At 44.5% G+C, this 23,440-nt stretch carries 19 protein-coding genes; 12 read left to right on the forward strand and 7 right to left on the reverse strand.

The genetic code is table 11. The annotated features are described in order from the left end of the window. Nucleotides 1-194: 194 nt before the first annotated feature. Together Q0171_RS02980 and Q0171_RS02985 are read right to left on the reverse strand one after the other, a co-directional pair. Nucleotides 195-2,213, reverse strand: a complete 2,019-nt coding sequence (locus Q0171_RS02980) for a methyl-accepting chemotaxis protein (RefSeq protein ID WP_299326648.1) — start codon at nucleotides 2,211-2,213, stop codon at nucleotides 195-197. 229 nt (nucleotides 2,214-2,442) lie between these two features. Then, nucleotides 2,443-3,906: a hypothetical protein gene (locus Q0171_RS02985; protein ID WP_299326650.1), complete on the reverse strand. Its 1,464-nt coding sequence runs from the start codon at nucleotides 3,904-3,906 to the stop codon at nucleotides 2,443-2,445. A gap of 43 nt (nucleotides 3,907-3,949) precedes the next feature. Here Q0171_RS02985 and Q0171_RS02990 point away from each other — a divergent pair, with 43 nt between their 5' ends. From Q0171_RS02990 to uvrC, 5 genes are all read left to right on the forward strand, one after another. Further along, entirely contained in the window at nucleotides 3,950-6,865 is a 2,916-nt protein-coding gene (locus tag Q0171_RS02990; RefSeq protein ID WP_299326652.1) for a DNA translocase FtsK, read from the forward strand. 30 nt (nucleotides 6,866-6,895) lie between these two features. After that, nucleotides 6,896-8,206: a hypothetical protein gene (locus Q0171_RS02995; RefSeq protein WP_299326653.1), complete on the forward strand. Its 1,311-nt coding sequence runs from the start codon at nucleotides 6,896-6,898 to the stop codon at nucleotides 8,204-8,206. 19 nt (nucleotides 8,207-8,225) lie between these two features. Further along, nucleotides 8,226-8,642, forward strand: a complete 417-nt coding sequence (locus Q0171_RS03000; RefSeq protein WP_299326654.1) for a diacylglycerol kinase — start codon at nucleotides 8,226-8,228, stop codon at nucleotides 8,640-8,642. 139 nt (nucleotides 8,643-8,781) lie between these two features. After that, entirely contained in the window at nucleotides 8,782-9,504 is a 723-nt protein-coding gene (locus Q0171_RS03005) for a hypothetical protein (RefSeq protein WP_299326656.1), read from the forward strand. A 12-nt stretch (nucleotides 9,505-9,516) separates the two neighbouring features. Next, entirely contained in the window at nucleotides 9,517-11,451 is a 1,935-nt protein-coding gene (uvrC, locus tag Q0171_RS03010) for an excinuclease ABC subunit UvrC (RefSeq protein ID WP_299326658.1), read from the forward strand. Here the strand turns inward: uvrC and Q0171_RS03015 are convergent. The 5 genes from Q0171_RS03015 to Q0171_RS03035 form a co-directional block, all read right to left on the reverse strand. Then, the gene (locus Q0171_RS03015; protein WP_299326660.1) at nucleotides 11,426-12,538 is read right to left on the reverse strand and encodes an SAM-dependent methyltransferase; all 1,113 of its coding nucleotides are present in this window, start codon (nucleotides 12,536-12,538) and stop codon (nucleotides 11,426-11,428) included. The genes uvrC and Q0171_RS03015 overlap by 26 nt on opposite strands. A gap of 17 nt (nucleotides 12,539-12,555) precedes the next feature. Beyond that, nucleotides 12,556-13,314, reverse strand: a complete 759-nt coding sequence (locus Q0171_RS03020; RefSeq protein WP_299326662.1) for a hypothetical protein — start codon at nucleotides 13,312-13,314, stop codon at nucleotides 12,556-12,558. Between the two features lie 59 nt (nucleotides 13,315-13,373). Continuing rightward, entirely contained in the window at nucleotides 13,374-14,414 is a 1,041-nt protein-coding gene (locus Q0171_RS03025) for an ABC transporter permease subunit (RefSeq protein WP_299326664.1), read from the reverse strand. 99 nt (nucleotides 14,415-14,513) lie between these two features. Continuing rightward, nucleotides 14,514-15,380 (reverse strand): polyprenyl synthetase family protein, encoded by an 867-nt coding sequence (locus tag Q0171_RS03030; RefSeq protein ID WP_299326666.1) that lies wholly within the window; start codon nucleotides 15,378-15,380, stop codon nucleotides 14,514-14,516. Between the two features lie 80 nt (nucleotides 15,381-15,460). After that, nucleotides 15,461-16,516: a putative sulfate exporter family transporter gene (locus tag Q0171_RS03035; RefSeq protein ID WP_299326668.1), complete on the reverse strand. Its 1,056-nt coding sequence runs from the start codon at nucleotides 16,514-16,516 to the stop codon at nucleotides 15,461-15,463. Between the two features lie 266 nt (nucleotides 16,517-16,782). Here Q0171_RS03035 and Q0171_RS03040 point away from each other — a divergent pair, with 266 nt between their 5' ends. The 7 genes from Q0171_RS03040 to Q0171_RS03070 all read left to right on the forward strand — a co-directional run bounded on the left by Q0171_RS03040 (nucleotide 16,783) and on the right by Q0171_RS03070 (nucleotide 23,061). Next, nucleotides 16,783-17,925 carry a glycosyltransferase gene (locus Q0171_RS03040; protein WP_299326670.1) on the forward strand — a complete coding sequence of 381 codons (1,143 nt, stop codon included), beginning with the start codon at nucleotides 16,783-16,785 and terminating at the stop codon, nucleotides 17,923-17,925. Further along, nucleotides 17,867-18,823: a methyltransferase FkbM gene (locus Q0171_RS03045; RefSeq protein WP_299326672.1), complete on the forward strand. Its 957-nt coding sequence runs from the start codon at nucleotides 17,867-17,869 to the stop codon at nucleotides 18,821-18,823. The genes Q0171_RS03040 and Q0171_RS03045 overlap by 59 nt, the downstream gene beginning before the upstream one ends. Before the next feature lie 130 nt (nucleotides 18,824-18,953). Next, nucleotides 18,954-19,145, forward strand: a complete 192-nt coding sequence (locus Q0171_RS03050; RefSeq protein ID WP_299326674.1) for a hypothetical protein — start codon at nucleotides 18,954-18,956, stop codon at nucleotides 19,143-19,145. Nucleotides 19,146-19,170: 25 nt separating this feature from the next. After that, the gene (locus Q0171_RS03055) at nucleotides 19,171-19,824 is read left to right on the forward strand and encodes a class I SAM-dependent methyltransferase (RefSeq protein WP_299326676.1); all 654 of its coding nucleotides are present in this window, start codon (nucleotides 19,171-19,173) and stop codon (nucleotides 19,822-19,824) included. Continuing rightward, the gene (locus Q0171_RS03060) at nucleotides 19,806-20,825 is read left to right on the forward strand and encodes a glycosyltransferase (protein ID WP_299326678.1); all 1,020 of its coding nucleotides are present in this window, start codon (nucleotides 19,806-19,808) and stop codon (nucleotides 20,823-20,825) included. The genes Q0171_RS03055 and Q0171_RS03060 overlap by 19 nt, the downstream gene beginning before the upstream one ends. After that, on the forward strand, nucleotides 20,822-22,222 hold the full coding sequence (locus Q0171_RS03065) for a radical SAM protein (RefSeq protein ID WP_299326680.1): 1,401 nt from the start codon (nucleotides 20,822-20,824) through the stop codon (nucleotides 22,220-22,222). The genes Q0171_RS03060 and Q0171_RS03065 overlap by 4 nt, the downstream gene beginning before the upstream one ends. Beyond that, nucleotides 22,219-23,061: a sugar nucleotide-binding protein gene (locus Q0171_RS03070; protein ID WP_299326682.1), complete on the forward strand. Its 843-nt coding sequence runs from the start codon at nucleotides 22,219-22,221 to the stop codon at nucleotides 23,059-23,061. Before Q0171_RS03065 ends, Q0171_RS03070 begins: the two co-directional genes overlap by 4 nt. Nucleotides 23,062-23,440: the final 379 nt, after the last annotated feature.

Here is a 23,440-nt window from a genome sequence, read left to right on the forward strand (position 1 = left end):
TTTGGCGCATTGGCAGTGCTTATCAAAAAGATTCTAATATAAAAGCTCGTTTTAGGATTAAACGATTCTAAGCATTGCGGTGGGGCTGTGGGAGCTTTGCAAAAATTGGGGAAGGTTAGCGACTTTAGCGGTCGTGCCTTTCACAATTTTTGCAACACTGCCGCATTGCCTACCCAAGACTGAATCGCTTGTGGTTAGATCTTTTTCTTGTTTGCATCATCTAGTATCGCCTTCGCAATCCCTGACACATCTTGTGAGATTTGTGAGCTAGCATTGGCAATGCTTACATTCTCTTGGGTTACAGACTCTAGGCTAGAGATGGCTTCGTTGATTTGTGTAATGCCTGCGGTTTGCTCTTTGATAGATTCTGCCATATCGTTGATGGACTGCACTAGGAGGTTTGTGTTTGCCTCTATCTCGCCTAGAGATTTGCTGGTGCGCTCTGCTAGTTTTCTCACTTCATCAGCTACGACTGCAAAGCCCCGTCCGTGCTCTCCAGCTCTAGCAGCTTCGATAGCGGCATTTAGGGCTAGGAGGTTTGTTTGATCTGCTATATCTCTAATGATACCAATGACATTTCTTATATCTTCTGTTTGCTGGATTACTTCATTGGTCCTGCCAGAGACATTTTGCATAGATGAAGTGATCTCCTCTACTGCAGTAGCAGTTTGCTCTAGGCTGCTAGCTTGGGAGTTAGAAGATTTAGTAAGGGCGGCTACGGCTTCTTCTAGCTTGTTGCTTTGATTGTGCAAAGAGTTGGCAAACTCTAGGGAGGTGGTGAGCATTTTTCTAATCTCTTCTCCTAGAGTGTTAGTAACTACTTCTACTCGCCCTTGTGCATTTGCTACTTCTGTGGTGAAATCAAGGCGGGTGTAGGAGTCAAAGACGCGAGCGATTTCATTGGTATCGCTGCCGATTTTATGCTGCAAGTCATCGAGCATATGGTTTAGCACATCTTTTAGCTCTTTTAGCTGAGGGTTGTGCGGAGTCTCTGTGATGCGTGCTTGCAAGTCGCCGGCTTCTATCTTTTTGGCTGTTTGGACAGACTGCTCCACGGCTTTTGTGTCTTGAGCTAGCCCATTTTGCGTGCGCTCGATATTTTGATTGATAGCAGCTGCCATCGCCCCTAGCTCATCTTGGCTTTTTAGCGCAAGTGGCTTTGGCGCAGTTTTAGACTCGTGGTTAAGATATTGGAAAAACCCTACAAGCAGCTGCTTAATCGTATTGATCGGTGCAGTAAAGTAGCGGACGATGAAAAATATCCCAACCGCACCGAGCACTATCATAATGCTTGCCAAGATAATAGTCTCAATCAAGTTTTTATTCACCGCGCGAGTATAGTCTGATTTATCCGCAGTGGCGACAATCGTCCAGCCAAAGGGAAATTGCTTATAAAATCCTAGCTTATCAACAACATCGCCATTTGGCATACGCAAGTCATAGTCAATTATCCCCTCGTGGTCAGGGTCATTTCGTAGCTTCTCTTGCAGGGCAACCTCTACATCTTTTGATAATCCACTTTTGACAAACTCCATATCCTCGTGCGAGAAGATCGCACCACCATTATCTGTCATAAATACACTCATCGATGGTATCTCGGCATTTTTGAACGCTTCAAAGCGCGCTTGGAATCCATCTACTGGTATATCAAAGCCCACGACCCCGATAAACTTGCCATTTTTGATGATAGGCATTGTCGCAGTGGCAAAGTCGTGCCCTTTATACTTACCTACGGCACTTTTATACACAGGTGTAATAATGCCGGCATTTTTCTGCTTGGTTTGGACATACCACGGACGCGTGCGTAGATCTATCCCACCTGTGCTATCCCACGCAGGCGATAAATGCACATTGCCAGACTCACTATAATCTTGCAAAATCGCCTTACCATCATCTTCATAGACGATAAACATCAAAGGATATTTGACAAGCGAAGAAGTCGTGCTAAGGATTAGCCGCTGGGATACGACATCGTTGCGATCGGTCTTTGCCACATCTCTTGCTACGACACGCAAATGCTCCTGAGCTTCATCAGCCATAGTGATAAAGATACTCTTGTAGCTTGCGGCTAGAGTTTGGTGCTGGATACCTTGATAAAGCTCGATAACTTTGTTGGAAGTTTTTTGGAAATTAAAGTAGCTTATCGCCACAATGATGACAAGAAAAATCGCTACTGCGCTTGCAGTAAGCTTCCCACCTAATGAACGAAACATGAACCGCTCCTTTGTGTAAAATCTTTGGTAATTTTAAAATCGGTCATTTTAGGAAAATTTTACTTTTTGGCAGCTTAACCATAAGATTTATTCGTAGAATCCACCCAAATCAAACTAGAGCCAATGAGCTTTAAATCCATGTGGGATAAACAAGATTAAGCATGCTCTATACAGATTCAAGCAAATATATAGAATCTAAGCCTAGATACTCCTGCTTTTATCTTGTCTATTATTTATTCGCCAGTGCCACGGCTTGCTTCTGGGAGATAACGACAAAGCGCGTAGTTTTATTGTGTTTAGAAGTTTTAGCATCTTCGACAAGCTGCTTAGGATTCCCACGGATAAATGGATCAATATAGCCAAGCTCGAACTGCTGGGAATTGATGTGTGATAAAAATTCGCCATCGGTCTTGGCGATGACGACACTATACTCCTTAGAGGCAGACATGATTTGAAGCTTTAAATACATTTCGAGCTTTTGGTTTGTGGTATAGATGAGAAAAAGCTTTTCGTGCTGCTTTTTGTATTTATGGAAGTAGTTATAGCCTGTTTTTTCATTATCGGCAAGCTTATTTTTATCTAGGCGCTTGAGATATTGACCATAGAATGTCATTGTGCAGTAAGCATTGTTGATATCATGCTTGAAGAAGTTATTATGGATTGAGGTCGAAGCCATGCCAATTTTCCACATTTTATTATCCAGAGCAGTAGCCACGAGATTTAGTGCATCGCGTGTTTGATCGACAAGATCGCTGTGCATTTTGCGAAATGTCTCGGCAAATTCATTCAAATAGTTTTCACGGAAATTTTTCGTGATTGTCTCTAGCCGCTCCTGACAGCCCACTAGAACCTTTACTTCTTCTTCAGCTTTTGCCATAACCGTCTTTTGTGTCTCAAGCTTAGCCGGGAGGGAGGAGTCTTTTTTGTTGAGCTCCATTTGGTTGCGTAGCTTACGCACTTCATTCATGCAAAATTTCACTTTATTGCGTAGCTGAATGACTTTTTCTTTAATCCCCAGAATCGCCTTGATCGCGCCACGATAGTGTAGCTGCTTCTCTAAAAACATGTCAGGATAAATAGATTCTGGTTTTAATGTAGTGCTTTGCACAAGGGCTTTGTAGGAGTATTCAAGAGTATTAACTTTTTGCAAATCGCTAGCAAAGACATCAGGCGTAATATTTTTATCGCAATACACCAGATAATCCATGGCTTTAGACAAGAACCTGCGCACGATAAGATAGTTTAGCTGGTTTTCTGCGGGGATCTCTTCAATATCAGTGAGAGAAAATTTTATCGCGTTAGATTCTGGAGCGAAGTATTCTTTCAAGCAATCCTCAATAGAGACAGAGGGCTCGATAGACTTCATCTCCAGATAGTTTGTCTGCTTGAATATATTTTCTGCGATTTGGTTTCGCAAGTCAGCTTCTTTGGTGCGCAGCTCTTCATCTGTGTCTGTTTTCCAGAAATCCATTTCTTTGATAAGAGAATCCGCGCCAAACTCCTGGTATGCCGAGCTATGCGCATCTACGATATGCCCGCTTTCATCTAAGCGAAATTCCACATACATACCAGCAGCTGGAAGCAGCTTCCTGTCATGCCAATGCTCTTTGCGCAGCTCGAAAATCTTCTTGGAATAATTCGTAACGACTCCAGAGCCTGTCGCCATAGAATACCGACTGATCCTTCCGTGCATTTACACTCCTTATCCAAATTGATTCTGGGGTGTATGCTATAATATGTTTAAAAAATTTTTGCTTAAAGGGATTCACATTAAACGACTATATGCTCTATGTGCGTGGTGCGCATTATTTATCATTCTAACCTTAGCTACGATATTTGGCGAGAGTGGAGAGATGGGCGAGATGGGTCGAGCATTTGCCATGCTAAATCTCTCTTGGTTTGGATATTTGGGCTATGTGTATTTGCTCTTTCTTATCTATCCAGCCTATGCGATTTATAAAGACTCCACCCTCTCGCCAAAGCGAGTGAAAGCCATTATTGCTGTTGCGTGCCTTAGCCTTGGCGTGCTACTGGTGCAGAGTATCTGGCTAGACAAAGGACTACTAGGTGAATTACTCATCGCTAAAATCACACCAAGCTTTGGCAACTTTGGTGTGTGGATTCTCATCATCGCGTGCTTCTACGCAGGTGCGATACTACTTATGCCAAAGCAGATTCTAGCAGCACAAAGAGCTATCCAATGCGCGATCACAGGGCTAGCTACCTATCTAGCGCGCAATATCAAAGAAGCCTATCTCTATCTGCGCCCCATCATCACACAAAGCGCAAAATCCAGCTGGTGCGCATGCAAAAGCTGGGTAGAGAAAGTATTTGCCAGCCCAGAAATTAAGCAGTTTGACAGAGATATACAAGGAGATAGGCAAGAGAGTAAAGATACTGCGGTGGCTACTAAAAGCGCTGGGCTAGATTCTGCTAGTATAAATCACACAAGCCAAACTAGCGCAAGACATGCGCAAAACACACCATTCCACCTAGATAAAAACACTAATATACCAAACCAAACACCTCATAATGGCGCAGCAGATGCAAATGTGGGCGTGGAATTTGATGAGCGTGCTATCCGGGTTCTCTACCATGACGCAGAGAAAGAGCAGCGCGCCAAAGAGCAAAACGAAGCCAGACATCGTGAAATGGTGCGACTTGTGAGCGCGCAAGAAGCGCAAAAAGTGCAAGAAAGCGGGCAAGGCGAAATGCTCTCAATCGATGTGGAGCAAGCGATTTCACGCACCAAAGCCTACGAGCAAGAAGCCCCCCTCCAAGACAAACCCACCTACCATACTAAAATTATCACACAAACCACGCCCATACACGACTCAACCCCTACCAACACACATGGGACAGCAATGGATTTGCCACAAGATTTTTTCCTAGAATCTAGCGATAGCTTCACAGAGTCTGTGAGTTTTACGCCAGAATCTGGGGCAGAGTTTGCATTAGAGACTACATTAGATTCTAGTAGTCATAGCGCGTGGGATCAAAAATCTACTTCGCAGGATTACATAAAACTAGATTCTGTAGATTCTCTAGATTCTCCAAACCCTAGCCAAGAGTCCAGCGCATTACTCCACGCGCCCAGCCAAGCAGCTCCACACACCCAGCCAGCCCAGGCTTCTACAAACCCACCATACCAAAAGCCACTACATACGACTACCCCCACAATCGTGAGCAAACTAGAGTCCAGCCGCGCACTGCTTGACACACTCGATCGCGGTGAGCGGGAAGTGCCAAAAAACTACACCCTGCCGCCCACCTCGCTGCTCCAGCCTCCAAGCGATGAGCGCATTGTTTTTGAAGAGGGGGAAATCGATCAAAAAATCCAAAATCTCCTCACCAAGCTCAAGGTTTTTAAAATCGATGGCGATGTGGCGAGAATCTACTCTGGTCCAGTGGTTACGACATTTGAATTTCGTCCAGCACCCAATGTCAAAGTCAGCAGAATCCAAAGCTTAAGCGATGATCTTGCTATGGCTCTATCGGCGCGTTCTATTAGAATCCAAGCCCCAATTCCAGGTAAAGATGTTGTAGGTATCGAGGTGCCAAACAACCAGCGTGAGATGATATATTTGCGTGAGATTCTGGAGAGCGATGTGTTTAGCGGAGCGAGCTCGCCGCTTGTGCTAGGGCTTGGCAAAGATATTGTGGGCAATCCATTTGTTACTGATTTGCAAAAGCTCCCCCACCTTCTTATCGCAGGCACGACTGGGAGCGGGAAAAGTGTCGGGCTCAATGCCATGATCCTATCGCTTCTCTATCGCAACTCACCTGATAATCTAAAGCTCATCATGGTCGATCCCAAGAAAGTAGAATTTAGTCTTTATGAAGAAATCCCACATTTGCTAACCCCCATCATCACAGATGCGAAAAAGGCGATCATCGCCCTAAGCAATGTCGCCAAAGAAATGGAGCGCCGCTATGAGGTGATGAAAGCGCTAAAAACCAAAACAATCGATAGCTACAACGCCAAGGCTGCAAGCGAGGGCGCAGAGATGTTGCCATTTATTGTAGTTATCATCGATGAGCTTGCAGATCTCATGATGACAGGTGGCAAGGAAGCTGAAGGCTCAATCATTCGTATCGCGCAAATGGGCAGGGCAGCAGGACTGCATCTAATCGTCGCCACCCAGCGCCCAAGTGTCGATGTCGTAACCGGACTTATCAAAACAAATCTCCCTGCCAAAATCGCCTACAAGGTCAATTCACGCATGGATTCTCGTGTAATCCTTGATACTGAGGGCGCGCAAAATCTCCTAGGTCAAGGCGATATGCTTTTCTCGCTTGGCGGGAGTGGAAGCCTACTGCGCCTGCACGCACCCTGGGCAAGCGAGGAGGAGATAGAATCTATCGTGGAGTTCATCAAATCCCAGCGAGAAGTGCAGTATGACTCAAGCTTCCTGGCAGATTCCAATGCGCTTAGCGGATCTAGCGGGCGTAGTGATGAGCAAAGTGGCGAGGGCGATGACCTCCTTGAAGAAGCCAAAAAAATCATGCTCCTTGATGGCAAAACTTCAATCAGCAATATCCAACGACGGCTTGGCGTGGGGTATAATAAAGCTGCTAGCCTTGTTGAAGCACTAGAAAAGCAAGGCTTCCTCTCCGCCCCAAATGCTAAAGGTGTGCGCGAGATTCTCTAAGCCGCACAAACAACAACAAAGGAGCAAATTATGAAAGAGCAAACCACCCAAACCCCAGAATCTAGCCAAGATTCTCCAGCACACTCCACAGAATCTAGCGCCAAGCCCACCCAAAAAACCAAAGCCCAAAAGCCAGGCAAACCACTCTCGCATAAGCTTATAGTCTGGATTCTAGGGCTTGGGGGTGTGGTGATTTTGGTGCTCGCACTCGTGCTAGTGTTTATGACACGCACGCTAAAAACCACTCTCCAAGACACGCTAAACACCCAACTCCAAGCCATGCAAGAAGCAGGCGCGAACATCAGCTACGAGCCATTTGTCTGCTCGGGGTTTCGCGCAATCACTTGCCAATCGCCCACTATCACATGGGAGAATCTAACCCTAAAAGACATACAGCTTGGCGTGGAGTCTTTTAGCGATTCTGGTGGGGTAATCGAGCTCAAAAGCACGGGAATCAATATCGCCAGTCTTGAGGGGCTTCAAGAGCTAACGCGCATAGATCTCATCTCTATGATAAACCCAAGCTCCCTACAATGCCGCCTTGAGCTTTCAAGCCAGCAAACTCAAGGCAATACCGCCGCCCAAGAGCATATCAACGAGCATGTCGCTACAAAGAGTGAGAATACACCAGCGCCAAGCCCTGTTTTATCGCATAATCTCTCCTGCTCTGCCAAAGCAAGTAATCTCGCCTATACCTGGGGGGTAAGCGGATATATCGCACTAGATAAACACATGCAAGACTCAAGCTTCCCAGAGATTTTGCACGAGCTAGGCAGCGCGTATATGAGTGATCGCGCTGGATTCCTAGCGCAAACACCAGTTTTCATCGAACGCGCACATCTCCAAACCACAGCTAAAGACTTGCCACAAGCAATTATCCGCGAACTTGCCAAGCACAAATCTCAAACAGAGCCAAGCACACACACGCAAGATACCCCAGAAGCCACAGCAGCACTCAATGAAAGCCAAGCAGATTCTAGCAAAGCACCAGAATCTAGCACAGAGCCCAAAATCTCTCCGGCACATAATCCAAACACCCAGGAAACAAACACACAAGAATATGACATGCTTTACACGCAGTTTGCCAGCACGATAGAGACTATAAAACCCCTAGCCCTCTATATCGCGCTGCTCAATCTCCGTGAGAAAGAGCATATCGCACTAGTGGAGTTTAGTATCAATGCGCTTAGCGATATGTATCTGGGCAAAAACAGCGGTCTCTCCTACGAGCTCACGCCTAAAGCACAAAAGCCCATATCGCTAGAATCTTTTCTCTACGATCCTTTTGCGCTGCTAAGAGACACAACAATCACCTACCAAGCTCTCCCCGCGCACAAGTAGTCAAACACAGGGAAGAAACATGTATCAGCGCAATGACAAAAAGGGCAAAGGCGGGCTTAAGCGTATCATCAGTGCCCTGCGCTACTCGCTTGATGGACTACACGCAGCATGGATAGATGAGCAGGGATTCCGCCAGGTGGTGGGTGTGGCAGTGCTTACGCTAATCCTAGGGCTCTGGCTGGGCGATGGATTCTCGCAGAAAACCCTACTAATCCTGCCCGGAATGCTCTGTGTCATCGTCGAGCTTTTTAACTCTGCTATCGAAAATGCCATAGATCACACAAGCCTAGAGCCCCACCCCTTTGCCAAAAAAGCCAAAGACATGGGCAGTGCGGCGCAGTATCTAAGCCTACTATTTGTAGCACTTGTATGGGGCTTGTTTATCTATGAGCAGGGCGGGGAGATCTGGCATAAAATCGCAGCACTTTTTAGCTAGATTCTGGGCTAGATTCCACTTCAAACTCTGCGCCTTGTGTTTATAGACTTTTACACAGATATTTTGCTACAATCCGCAATCTCCGTGCGTTCTGCGCGACTCCAAAATCCTAGAATCCAAATCTTTCAAAGGAGCCTCCATGCAAACTCTCTCAATCTACGACTCCCCTGAGTTACTTTCTGCCAAAAACGCGATGTTTCGCTCGCTTGTTACTATGCTTATTTGCTATTTTCTTAGTGTCGTGCCTTTTGTCGGGATTATCGCTTCGGTGGTAATGCTAGGGGCTGCTGTGTGGTATCTTGTAGGGGTGTATAAATTCTCCAAGCTTAGCAACTCTCCTGTTTTTACCTATCATATACTTATGGTTTTAATCACTCTTGGGCTTGGGCTTATGATAGCAATGGTGCTCATAGTCGCCGCACAAGGTGGAGCAGCAGATTTTGGAGCTTTCATAGGTGCTGTTGGCGTGGTGTATTGCATTGATATTGTGCTAATGCTATGGCTATTTTGGAAAATCTGCGCAGAGATTAGCGCGCGCACTAATCTCAAGCAATTTATCCTAGCTTTTAAATTCTATGTCGGCTCATTTGTGCTTGCCATCATCGCCTGTATTGTGGTGTTTCTAGCGATTGACTTTAGTCTTTGGGCGGAGATATTTCAAGCAAGCTTGGAGCAAAGCTCATTAAATACTCTACATATCAATGAGCTCTCAATCAACACTTCTCTTATCTATGCGGCTATGCTGATTCTCGCCCTAGCACTTATCGCCACGATATTAAGCTTTGTCTTTTATCTCCTAGGTATCGCCAAAATCACAGAAGTAAGCGTGAGGGAGAAGCCAGCAGCTAGCCAAGCTAGCTAGCCCAAGCCCCCTATGCCAGAATCCACCCTTAACCTAGAATCTAGCCCAGAATCCACCCTTGCCCACACTCTTAGCACCCTACCTGATAAGCCCGGAGTCTATCAATACTACGATTCTAGCGGCAGGATTTTATACATAGGCAAGGCAAAAAACCTAAAAAACCGCATAAAAAGCTACTTCGCCCTAACGCCAACCAAGCAGCAAAACACCCCGATCCCAAGCCCCAACTGCAGCCCCAGAATCGCGCTTATGGTGCGGCAAATCGCGCGTATAGAAACTATCGTCGTGGAAAGCGAGAGCGATGCGCTGATTTTAGAAAACTCCTTCATCAAGCAGCTAAAGCCCAAATACAATATCCTCCTGCGCGATGATAAAACCTACCCCTACATCGCCTTTGATATGGGGCTGGATTTCCCTGTGCCATTTATCACGCGCCAAGTCAAAGGGAGCAAGACCACGCGCTACTTTGGTCCCTACCCCAATGGCTGCCGCGAGCTGATGGATTCTCTCCTAGAGCTTTTTGCGCTCGTGCAGAGAGCGCCAAGCTGCGTAGTCAAAGGGCGTGCATGCCTGTTTTACCAAATCAATCGCTGCAAAGCCCCATGCGAGCACAAAATCACCAAAGAAGCTTACAAGGAGATTGTAGATTCTGCCATTGGCACGCTAAAATCCCCAAATCTCCTGCTCAAACTGCTTAAGCAAAAAATGCACACACTCGCGCAGAACCTGCAATTTGAAGAAGCTGGAGTCTATCGCGATAGGATAAAAAAGCTCTCCCATCTCCAAACACTCTGCGTGCTCGATCTTGCCAAAAACGTGAGCTTTGATATTGTATATTTCTACATACCAGAGCCCCCAGAATCTAATAGCGTAGATTCTGGGGATTTTATAAAAGCGCATGAAAAATCCCAAGGTCTGCTGCTATGGCTCTTTATCCGCGAGGGTAAAATCGTCTCCTACACGCATGAAATCGTGCGCATACAGCAAAGCCCAAATAGTGGGCTAGAAGCAGATAGCCAGCTAGGCGAAATCTACACCCAAGCCCTAATCAATCGCTACACCAAGCCCCTGCCACTTATCCCAGAATCTGTCATCATCGGCGATATAAGCTGCCTTAGTCAAGAGCAACTTAACTCCCTACACGAGCTACTCTCGCGCACACAAGGGCGTAAAATCCCCCTACAATCCCTAAGCAAAGGTCGCCATGCCAAATTCCTCCCAATCGTGCGCGAAAATGCCAAGCTCCTCCTTGCCCAAGCCCGCCAAGAGAGTGCGCAGGATTCTCGCACGCTTGCACGACTACAAGAGCTACTAGGCTTAGAGACTCTCCCAGACACTATCGAAGTGTTTGACACAAGCCACCATGGTGGCGAGAACTGCGTGGGCGGCATGATAGTGTATGCACAAGGTAAATTTGCCAAAGAGCACTACCGCCGATACAAGCTAGAAAATCGTGATGAATACGGACAAATGCGTGAAATGCTCACGCGCCGAGCATTAAGCTTTGATAAAGAAAGTCCGCCAGATCTCTGGCTGCTTGATGGTGGCAAGGCGCAAATTGCCATCGCCAAAGAGATCCTAGAATCCAGCGGTGCGCGTGTCGATGTCATCGCCATCGCCAAAGAAAAGCGCGATGCGAAAGCCTACCGAGCCAAGGGCAAGGCACGCGATGTGATTTACACAAGCACAGAAGTTTTTCGACTAGAATCTAGCGATGTGCGCTTACAATTCCTCCAAAAGCTGCGCGATAGCGTCCATCACTACGCCATAAGCTATCACCGCCGCAGTAAGACAAGCGCCCTAACGCAAAAAAATCTCCTCAAAGAAAAAGGTCTAAGCGATGGGCAAATCGCGCGTGCCCTAGCGTTTGCTGGGGGCCTTGAAGCACTGCAAGGCAAAAGCAAGCAAGAGATTTTGGAGCTTATCCGCCAAAGCAAATGCCCATAAACTTCTCCCCAAGCGAGCCAGCCAGCAACTCTCGCGCGCGCAGACTCTGGGTGCGATACTCGCTAGGGCTATACTCCAAAAGCTCGCCCAGCAATGCAATGAGCCCAAACTCCACCAAAAGCGTGCTAAGCCTGCCAGAAAACAACTTGCGCGCGCCATGTGCAGCAAAAATTTGCTCCAATAATGCAAAATCAACATTATAAGTCAAATCACAGCGGGTAAAAAGTGCGGGCAGATTTTGCATAATCTCTGGGAATCCAAGCACCCTATGCGCAAAGAAACCTCGCAGAGAAAATACCTGCCCTCCCCCAGCCCCGCCAAGATCTGCATAATCAAAACTCAAAAATCTCCATGATTTCGCGCGCGAAGCAAAGCCACATATCCTAGCAATAAACTCCTCCCAGCCTAAGGGAATCTCTCCGCTGGTGACACCAAAGCGTTGCATAAATTCCCTTACCCTGCGCGCGCGATGGCGCATGCTGGATTCTAGGCTAGAATCCATAGCGCAATCCCCATACGCAAGCCCATGTAAATCCCGCCATACAAGACTCACAGGCGCTTCTGCACCATCGCAGCACACACAAGCAAGCAACTCTTGGTCGCCATCTATACGCACAAGCTCACACGCAAATGCATCAAAAAGCTCATTGCTTATGATAAACACACTCTCGGCCTCATCAAGCGCTATCTCATCAAGCGTGCCAACTTGTGTGATCGCACGCTGTGCGATAGTCTCACGCGCCTTTTTGCGCAAAGACTCTAGTGGCTCAATGATACTAAAGCGCGTTTGCTCCATGACACCAACACTAAGCGCGCTTAAAAAATCATACACATCACACATCAACTCGCCATGGTGTGCGCCAATCTCAATAATATGTAGTGGCAAAGACAAAGGTGTGGATTCTAGCACGCTAGAATCTAAAGCACTGGAATCTAGCAGGCTAAGGATATGGCGCGCGATTGAACCACCAAATAGTTTTGAAAGCGTAACAGCAGTGTAAAAATCTCGCCCGATATGCGTGCTTCTATAATATCCCTGATCGCCATAGAGCCACTCCTGCATGACCTGCCCAAAGCTTTTTTCCATGCCTTGCCCCAAGAAGCTTAGAAACGATAGATATAGGAGAATCCCAAGCGCAAATGGCGAGGCTGCTTAGAGATAGCCGAGGAGGGCGTGAGATTAGCCAGACTTGAATGCGAAAATACAGGCACACCAAAAAATAGCTCAAAATAATGATGATAGCGTCCTTCAAAACCTATGCCAAGCTTTGGCATGATCTCTTGGATAAGCATGCTGGCGCGATCATGCTTGTAGTATGTCGCGCTGTATTCCGCACCTAGGAACGCATTCCACGAGATTGCATTGCCTCGGTAGAATACCCACTCATAGCCCAGCCCCAAGCCAGCCTTGATACCACTTAGCTCAAAAAACTCTTGACTATCCCCATGTGCGAACGCAATACGAGCAAAGCCCAAATATCCCTCATAGCGCAATATATGCCTAGGTGCGGCGCGGTAAATCCCCCCTAGAATCATAACCATACTGCTATCTGTGGCACGGATTTTATCAAGCGAGCTAGACTCTTGCTTGTGTAGCACCCCATCGCCACTTACGATAGAAGCACCGATCGCTAGAGCATGCTTAGATTTTGAAACTCTCGATTCTGCAGTGCTGGAGCTCTGGGGGGAAGTGAGAGCAGAATCTAGCGCGAAATCTGTGGTAGATTCTGGGATTTGTGCTGCTTGCTCTTGAGATTGTAGCGTAGGTGTAGCAGAGAGTGAGCCAAAGGCAAAAATACCAAATAGCAAACACAATACAAGGCATTGCAGAATCCGTCTGGGCAATTTTTGTGCTGCTGGCATGCTCGCTCACTCCTCTATCGTGGCTTTAAATCCCGCATTATAACAGAATCTAGCGCACATCATCGCGTATCAAAATGGATTCTAGGATCGATGAGCATATAGACAATGTCGTTGATAATCCCAACTATCAGCGCAAAAAGTGTGAAAATATACAGCGTGCCAAAGACCACGGGATAATCACGACTAACAATACTCTCATACCCCAAAAGCCCCAAACCATCGAGACTAAAAAGTGTCTCAATAAGCAAGCTCCCTCCAAGAAACATGCCCAAAAATGCGCCTGGAAATGAAGCGATGACAAGCAGCATGGCATTGCGAAATACATGATGATAGAGAATCCTGCTCTCTCTAGCACCCTTGGCACGCGCAGTTAGGACATAAGGCTTATGCAACTCATCAAGAAATGAATGCTTACTAAGGATTGTGAGCCACGCTAGAGAGCCGAGCGAAAGGCAGAGCACAGGCAGACATAGATGATGCAGATAGTCTAGGAGCTTCCCCATAGTGCTAAGCGAGTCAAACTCATCGCTCACTAGCCCGCGTAGTGGAAAAATCTGCCAGACACTCGCAAACAGCACAATCCCAACCACTGCAAAAAGAAATGGCGGCACAGCATTACACACAATAATCACAAATGACGAAGCACTATCAAGAAGAGAGCCATTATGACGGGTTTTGTAAATCCCAAGCGGGATAGAGAGTAGATAAATAAAAAGCGTGCTAAACACACCAAGACTGATAGAAACAGGGAGCTTCTCGATGATGAGATCCCACACAGCGATTTTACGATAGTAGCTTGTGCCTAGATCAAAGCATACATAGGACTTCACCAGCAGCGCAAAACGCTCCAAAATAGGCTTATCAAATCCATACTGCGCTTCAAGCTCGGTGATGAGCCCCTCTGGCACACCGCGACTAGCCTTGTAATCCCTAGCCTTTAAACCTGCTTGGGCTTCACTTGCATAGGTGGATTCTAGCTTGCTAATGACCTGCTCCACAGGACCGCCAGGAGAAAGCTGGATAAGAAAAAAATTGAGCGCGACAATCCCAAAAAGTGTAGGGATAAGCAGAGCTAAGCGTTTGGCGATATACCAGAGCATAATTTCTCCTTAACTCCCGCTAGATTCTGGGCGGATTCTCACAGCAAAATCTAAAATCAATCCCTCACAGGGCAACACTACTCACGCGCACAAGACTTCTTACACAATCTCTGTGAAATACTCCCCAAGCAGCTCCTTAAGATTCTCCCCAATCATGCCCGGGAATCCAGCAAGCCTAGTATGGAGTGCGCTAGATTCTGCACGCAAGAGTGCTTTAGCCTCTGTGAGCCCCAAGAGATTGACATAGCTGTTTTTCTGGCTGTCATTGCGTGTGGGCTTGCCTGCTTGAGATTCCTCCTGCACTGCATCGATAATATCATCACGGATTTGGAAATACAGCCCTAGCTGCAAGCCAAACTCACCTAGCTCATCATGCAAGCTCGCCGAGAGATTGGCAATCAATGCACCCATTTTGAGACTCGCAGCGATGAGCTTGGCGGTTTTATTGGTATGGATAATCTTGAGCTGCTCTAGTGGGAGAGAGTGATTTTCAAACTCGCAATCAAGCGCCTGCCCAATAATCATGCCACCTATCCCCCCACTCTCTGCGAGCTCTTTTACCAGCGCAACTTTCACGCTAGAATCTAGCTTGGCGATTGAAAGCAGATAGAAAGCATAGGTATTAAGCCCATCGCCCACAAGTGTCGCGCTCGTCTCTCCATAGATGGTATGTAGCGTTGGCTTGCCACGACGCAAGTGAGCATTATCCATGCAGGGCAAATCGTCATGGATAAGCGAATAGGTGTGCAGACACTCGAGTGCCAGGGCTGGGAGGAACGCATTGCTAAGCATAAGTGGTCTAGCTCCGGCTACCACAGCTAGCAGGAGATTGGGACGAAAGCGCTTCCCACCATGGCGCAGCATCTCCCAAAATGCTTGTGAAAAATGCGGGTGAAACCCAGCAATCTCTGGCTCGCTTGCTTGCAAAAACTCCTCAAAGTGCTTGATACTCTGCTGATATGTCATGGTATTCCTTTGCTAAAATTTGCCAAGATACAGATTGTATATTGCAGTAAATCTCTGGCATGACCAGAATCTAGCTACCCCTAAGCAAATGCACGCGTAAGTGCAAGTGTAAGTGCAAACCCTCCCACACTCACAAACACAAACAAAAACACCCCAAACCACAGCACCCCCTTGCTTCCGGCGTTTGCAAACTGCTTGGGGCTTATCTGCAAGCCAAGTGCGCACATCGCCATGCTAAGACAAATCCCGCATAACACTTTAGCAGAGGTGATAAGCCACAACGGCAACGCCACAAGCGAGTGTAGCGCTACCACCGCTACAAAGCCTAGCGCAAAGTAAGGGATATAGATCTGCTTTTTTGCATGACTAGATTTTGCAAAAAATAGCGGCACGAGCAGCAGCACAGGAGCGAGCAGGGCAACACGCAGCATTTTTTCAATCAGTGCGATACTTGCAGCATCTTGGGAGAGAACATCGCTAGCACCCACAACATTTGCGACCTCATAGAGCGTCGCACCTGTGTAGAGCCCCATTTGTGTCTGGCTTAGGGGCAAAAGCCCCGCACTAAATAAAATGGGGTAGCAAAACATTCCCAAAAGCCCAAATACCACCACGCTGCCAATGGCAAGTGCGCTTTTGCTAGCACTGGATTTTAGGGCGGACTCTAATGCTAGCACCGCAGCTGCACCACAAATCGCACAGCCAGCGCTCATAAGTAGCGCTAGCTCCTTATCAAGCCCAAATATCCTACTCCCCACCAGCACGCCAACCACCAGCACACCCACAACAACCACAACTGCTAGCACAATCCCTGCCAACCCTACGCTCTGTATATCTGCAAGCGAGACGAAAAACCCATACAAAATAATCCCAAAGCGCAGCAGCCGCTTGGCACTAAAATCTATGCCACTTTTGTAGTGTGCAATCGAGAATACCGCATGACGCGTAGCAAGAATCCCAAAAATCCCGGAGCAAAGCATGCCAAGCACAATCGCAATGATAAGCGGGGAAATATGCAGACTCGCAAAAATCCCCACCCTAGAAAGCCCCATGCCAAAAAGCGCGATAATGAGCGTAAGTCCAAGCCCGACAATAAAACTCATGGCGTGGGATATAGAACGAATTGCGTGTTTCATAGAATTTATCTCCTTACATGTAAGTATCTTAATCTCGCCCCAATCCATGCTGACAAGATTGCCCAAACAAAGAATCCACCATGACTTGGCATAGGTATAAAACAAAGCAAATGCGCTATTCTACTCTAATTTTTGGATTCCCAAGAGATTATGAAGCTGTAAAATACAAGATTTGTCGATAATTGTGAATCTGTTATAATGTCGCGACTAACATGAAGCCGCAATGAGCTCATCTCAAGCTAGTGCCAATATACTAAGGAGAATCCATGCCAGAATCCACCAAACACAGCACCCACAGCACTCTTGCCCCTATCGTGCTTTTCACCTATAATCGCCCCAAGCACACCAAAAAGACTCTCGAAGCGCTCATAGCCAATGAGCTAGCTAAAGATAGCGAGCTTTTCGTATATCAAGATGGGCTAAAGGACAATGCCACCAAAGAGCAAAAAGACTCTGTCCTAGAGGTTAGCTCCTACTTGCAAGACTTTATTGCTAGTAATGAAAATGGCACATATTTTAAGCATATCACCTTTATTCAAAGAGAGCGCAATTTTGGGCTTGCGGATTCTATCATTGATGGCGTTACAAGCATTATCAACAAGCACGGCACAATCATTGTGCTAGAAGATGATATTGTCGTATCGCCTGTGTTTTTAGACTATATGAATGCCGCTCTTAAAACCTACCAAAACGAGCCAAAAGTATGGAGCATAGCAGGCTGGAGCTACCCAATCGATACACAAGGCTTGGGGGATTGCTACTTTTGGAGGCTTCCGCACTGCTGGGGCTGGGCTAGCTGGAGCAATCGGTGGCAGTATTTTAAGCGCGATATGTCTTTGGATTTTAAAAACTCTTTTAGCAAGAGCGATATTGCTTATATCAATCTTGATGGAGTGGCGGACTACTTTAGCCACTTTACGCTCAACCACAAAGGCAGGTTAAAAACTTGGGCGATTTTTAATTATCTCATCGCTTATAAGCACAATGCCCTAACACTCTGCCCTAGCCTTTCATACATTAAGCAAATCGGCTTTGATGGCTCTGGGGTGCATTGTGGCGATAGTGGGAATATTTTTAATGCCTCTAGTATAAATACAAAATTTCCCATCATCTTTCCTAAGGACATAGTAGAATCCACTTTAGCACTCAAGCGCATTAGGTCCTTTGAGCTAGCGCACAAAATCACCCTACAAAAGCGCGTAACAAACAAGCTAGCAAAACTCTCCACGACACTGCACAAAAAGCTCACATCTATGATAGCTCATAGGGGGGGGGGGCAGCACATAGTTTTCCTGCCATTGCTTATGCAGATGCCCTGCATTATGAGTGCGAACAAGGCAGGGCAGCATAATGGCAGCTCCCTATCTGTGTCAAAATGCTATCTTACTGCTCTTTTTCAATCGCCTTGACACTACGCTTGCTACCCTAGAGCAAATCGCCAAAGTTAAGCCCCCTAGACTCTATCTAGCCGCTGATGGCAGCAGAAATGAGCAAGAAAAGGCGCAAATCGCACATTTGCGCAAGGAAGTTATAGGGCATATCACTTGGGAGTGCGAGATTTACACGCGCTTTTTAGATACAAATCTAGGCTGCAAAATGGCGGTAAGCTCGGCTATATCGTGGTTTTTCTCACACGAAAAGCAAGGCATTATCCTAGAAGATGACTGCCTGCCAACTTTAAGCTTTTTTCGATTCTGTGATGAGCTTTTAGAGCGCTACAAATATGAAGAAAAGATTTTTATGATAAGTGGCTGGAGCGCGCTGGATTTTGCTAAAAACACTTCAGTAGAAACACTACACCCAAAAGCGCGACTACAAGAGGACTACTTTTTTTCCAAATACCCACATATCTGGGGCTGGGCTAGCTGGGCTAGGTCGTGGCAGAAATATCAGCTTGAATTTAGCGATTTTGAAGCAGAATTTAGCACGCTTGATAATTTCTACTCCATTAGAGAAAAACGCTATTGGTATAAGATTTTTAGATCCTACTCAAAAGGGCAGATAGATACTTGGGATTATCCTTTGGCATATAGCGTATGGAAGCACAAGGGGCTTTGCATTTATCCTAAAAATAATATGATCACAAACATCGGCTTTAATAGAAATGATGCCACGCACACCATAGGAAAATCAAAATTTGCCATAATGCCAAGCTATGAGCTGTTATTTCCTATTAAGCACCCAGAAATAATTCGAGTTTGTGAAAATTTTGATATGATTGATTTTGATATATCTTTTTCTTATTTATCGTTGCATAAAAGAGTTATTAAAAAGATCTATCGAATGTATGAAAAATATATGCAATAATTTATGTTGATTATTAGTTTCAACTATGTCTAAAACACAAGCCATTTGAGTTTATTTATCTTTTTATAAGTTTTAAAAGAATACACTTCTATGTGCTTTGACGAACACCAATAACTAATAAGGATGCGCTATGTCTGCCTATCTCAAAACAATCGATCTTTATAAACAGGAAGGATATAAAATAAAGACTTCTTTAAATCCTATGCATTTTTCTGCATCTAGGGAATTTATTGAAGCGTATTCCGCATATACACCTTTTTCATATGTAATATCTAGTATCAATAACGATATGGAACTGCGGGGGGGGGGGGGGGGTAAATAATACAGAATTATTCTTCTTTGAAACATTGAAAGATGTAAAACCAGATGTTAAAAGCATTTTTATTATCGGTAATGCTTTTGGATATAGCACAATTTTTTTGTCGCTTCTTTTTCCAGAAGCAAAGGTAGTCGCTATGGATGCTGGAATTGAAGGCGAGGATAATATGTTGGGTATTAGTCTCACACAATCAATTATTAAGAAACATAGGCTAAACGCTGCAGTGGAGTTCGCTTTTAGCCCAAAGGATAACCATAGTGTAGTCAGTAAGCATTTTTCAACTCCTATCGACTTAGTTTTTATAGATGGGCTACATACAAACGAACAGCTTTTATTAGATTTTCAAGGTATGCAGAATTATTGTGATGAGAATACAATATGGGTTATGCACGATGTTATAAATTGGCATATGCAAAATGCGTTTGCTTGGATTGCGAATTGTTTGTCATCTACACATATCTCAAGAATTCTCTATCGCACACAGTCTGGTATGGGTCTTGCTGTGCCACAACACGATCAAAATGCTATCGAACTTCTTGAAGCTTTTAGTGAAGATGATAAAATAATTACAGATCTTATAAAAACAGGCAGATATTATGATAGAAAATATTTAAGAATGCTTAAGCGTTATACACCAAATTTTATAAAGAAAGGTATCAAAAAATGTCTCAAAAAACCTTAGAAATCGGCTTTTACATCAAATGGGATAAATTTTCTCTCTCACAAAAACACACAAATGTTATAGGCGATGAACTCCTAGCAGAATCTTTAACAAAAGCCATAAACAATCTTTATCCACATATACACGCTCAAACATACGCACCAAATTTTCTTCCAACTAAGCCGCTTGATATTATGATTTATCTCAATGAAGTAGAAGAACTTCTGCCCATAGCAAACAAAAACATTTTTTATTTTCAAAATGGTTTTCCAGATGAAAAAAGTCATTTTCCAACACAATATCTCAATCAACACTTTAATGCCCTGCTTTGCTTTTCTCAAAAAATACTTGATGTCTTTGGTAGCGAAGTAAATATGCCCTCGCTTTACCTGCCTTTTGGTGTGGATACAGAAGTATTCTCTCCGCAAGATCCTATTTCTCAAGATTCACCACACTATGAGCAAGCTAAACTCTATCAATGTGATGTGGCATATGTGGGTAACGATATCAAAGGCGAAGAGGCAACTATGCGCTATCTCTACCCGGCACTAGAATTTGACTTTGGACTTTTTGGAAACTGGCGCATACCCAGATCGCGCTTCAAAATTTGGAAAAACTTCAAGCAACTCGCGCCATATAAAAAACCTTTCGAGCGCATTTCTCGTGGCAAAATACCGCAGGAATGGGTGCCCTACCTCTACAGCCAAGCAAAAATCAATCTCAACTGCACTTTACCAAGCTGCATAGAATGGGATGTGATCACGCTAAGAACATTAGAAGTGCTTGCTTGCAAGGGCTTTTTAATAAGCGACAAGGTCCCTAGCGCGATGAAAGATCTCAAGGATGATATGGTTTTTACAGATGGTTATGATGATCTTAAAGACAAAATTCGCTATTACATAGACAACCCAAGCAAGGCTAAGCAAATAGCTCAAAATGGTTACAATTATGTGATAGAATACTGCACAATTACACAGCGCGCCAAAGACTTAGTAAATTTTTTAGAACAGGAGCTTATATGAAAGTCATCTTTGTAAATCCGCCGTTTGTTAAAAACTCACAATCAAACGCGAGTAATAATTTCACTATAGCACCAAGTTTCATTGATAAATTGCGCACACCTTCTACTTATAGAAATATCAAGGGGGGGGGGGGGCGGTTATATAATTACATAACGCGTTTTTTTCCTAGCTTTTATAATGGCACACGCTATGGCGTAAGGGCTGGATCTCGATGGCCTTTTAGTGCTAATGAACCGATGGGGTATGCCCCTTATCCATTTTTTATGGGTTATGCAGCAGCCTATCTTCAGAGCTTCGGCTATGAGGTGAATATCCTTGATGCGATCGCTGAAGAGGTCTATGACTATCAGGACTTTTTGGCTGAGGTGAAACGAGAAAATGCGGATATTGTTGTCCTGGAATGCTCTACCCCTACTATCGATATAGATACTTGGTTTGCCACGCAAGTAGCGACTTTCGCTCCTGTAGCTTTGTGCGGACCACATTTAAACGACAAAACCATCGCAGAGATCCAAGCTTCATATCCTAGTATCTCATACTACCTCAAGGGCGAGTATATCTTAAGCAGTCTCAAGATGGTGAAAGACTTCGAGTCGGGTATCAAAAGTGGCATATACGAGAGTGAGGTTGTCAAAGATCTTGATTCCATCCCATTTCCTTTTAGGGACTACAAAAGTGCTACAAAGTATTATGATCCTAGTATGCCGACACCTCGTCCACAACTGCAAATCTATGCTTCAAAGGGTTGTCCATTTAAATGCACCTTTTGCTCTTGGCCACAGAATATGTATTTTGGCAATGTCGCCCAAAGAAGCCCAGAGAAGATTGCCCAAGAGATTAAAGAAGCGATAGCTAAGCACGGCTTTAAAAGTATATTTTTTGATGATGATACTTTCAATATAGGGGAGGAGAGAATCTCTAAACTTTGCGACTATCTTAAGGGGATAGGTCTGCCTTGGACCATGATGGGGAGACTTGACTGTAGCTCAAGAGAACTCTATGATAAAATGGTAGAAAGTGGTTGTGTCGGTATGAGGTTTGGCATAGAAACTTTCAACCAAGATGTTCTAAAACGCATACACAAAGGAATAGAACGAAAAGATTTTCGCTACACACTAGAATACATTAGCTCAAAATATCCAGACATATTCATACATCTTACAATGATGCGTGATATGCCTGGACAAACGGAGGAAATGCATCAAATCGATATGCAGATTCTTAAAAATATGGGCTATACACCTGATGGCGAAAAAAGAAACTTCCAATTAAGCAGGTGCGTGCCATTTCCAGGCACGAAAATGTATGAAGAGTTTAAACAAAACAATGCTGGTATCATCGATCAATATGACAAATATGATGGTGGAGCGGACACAATTGTAAAAGAACTTAAATGAAAATAGCCATTATCGGGGCTTCTAGCTTTATAGGGTTTCGGTTTTTTACTCACTTGCGCGGACAATTTGATGTCGTAGGCACTTATTTTAAGCATCAAAAACACCAAGAAATGGTGCGCCTTGATATATCACAACAGGCAGATGTCGAGCTATTTATCAAAACCTATATGCCAGACACTATTCTATGGGTAGCTGGCAGCAAAGATTTAACCTTGACAGAAGATAATTTAGAGTATGCATATTCTGTTAATACTTATCCGCTTTCTTATCTTATATGGAGCATAGATAAACTTGACAATTATCACCCTCGCGTTGTGTTTTTTTCTACTGATTATGTGTTTGATGGTGTGCGTGGAAACTATCGCCATACCGACACACCAACACCGCAAACAAATTATGGTATAAGCAATCAAAAAGCTGAATATTTGTTGCAACATAACTATGATAACGCCATAATTATAAGAACATCTGCTGTTATGGGTAAGGGTGGCACTTTTTTTGATTTTCTTGTGTCAAATTTGCAAACAAAAGAAGTGTTAGAGCTTTATGATGATACGATTTTTACCCCAACACCCATGGCATTGCTTATACAATGTGTTATGGAGCTATTATGTGGATCATATACCAATGATATTTTACATATTTGTGGTTCGTCTGTTTATACGAGATATAGTTTTGGAATGCAAATTCGTCAAATTTTACAAAGCCAGAATCCAAGCAGCAAACTCGCACAAATTATCCCTGTAAAATCTCAAGTCAATAAACAAAGATTGTTTTTTCCTAATCTTTCACTTGTTTCGTCATTTCCTTTAGATGATTATAGAAGTGAGTTAATATGATTGAATTTTTAGAACCGTATTTTTCTCATAATGACGATAGGGGAGGCATTCTTGGTTTATGTAATCGATTTTGCTTCGAGGAAATAAATCTTATCACATCTCTCAAAGGTGTAGTTCGCGGAGGACATTATCATAAACATACTAATGAAATGTTTATTATTATAGATGGTAAAATAAAAATTACACTCTTTGATTATCATAATCCTCACAAAAGACAAGAGTATATCGTGGTCCCTCCACAATGTTTTTATATTAGACCATTTGTCATCCATACATTTGAGATGCTAGAAGATTCAAAATGGATCAACGCGTTAGATCATAAAATGACCAAGAAAAATCAAGATTTTCACACAATATGATTATGGTGTATTGTTGATTT

The organism is uncultured Helicobacter sp., assembly GCF_937906905.1.
GTDB lineage: Bacteria > Campylobacterota > Campylobacteria > Campylobacterales > Helicobacteraceae > Helicobacter_B.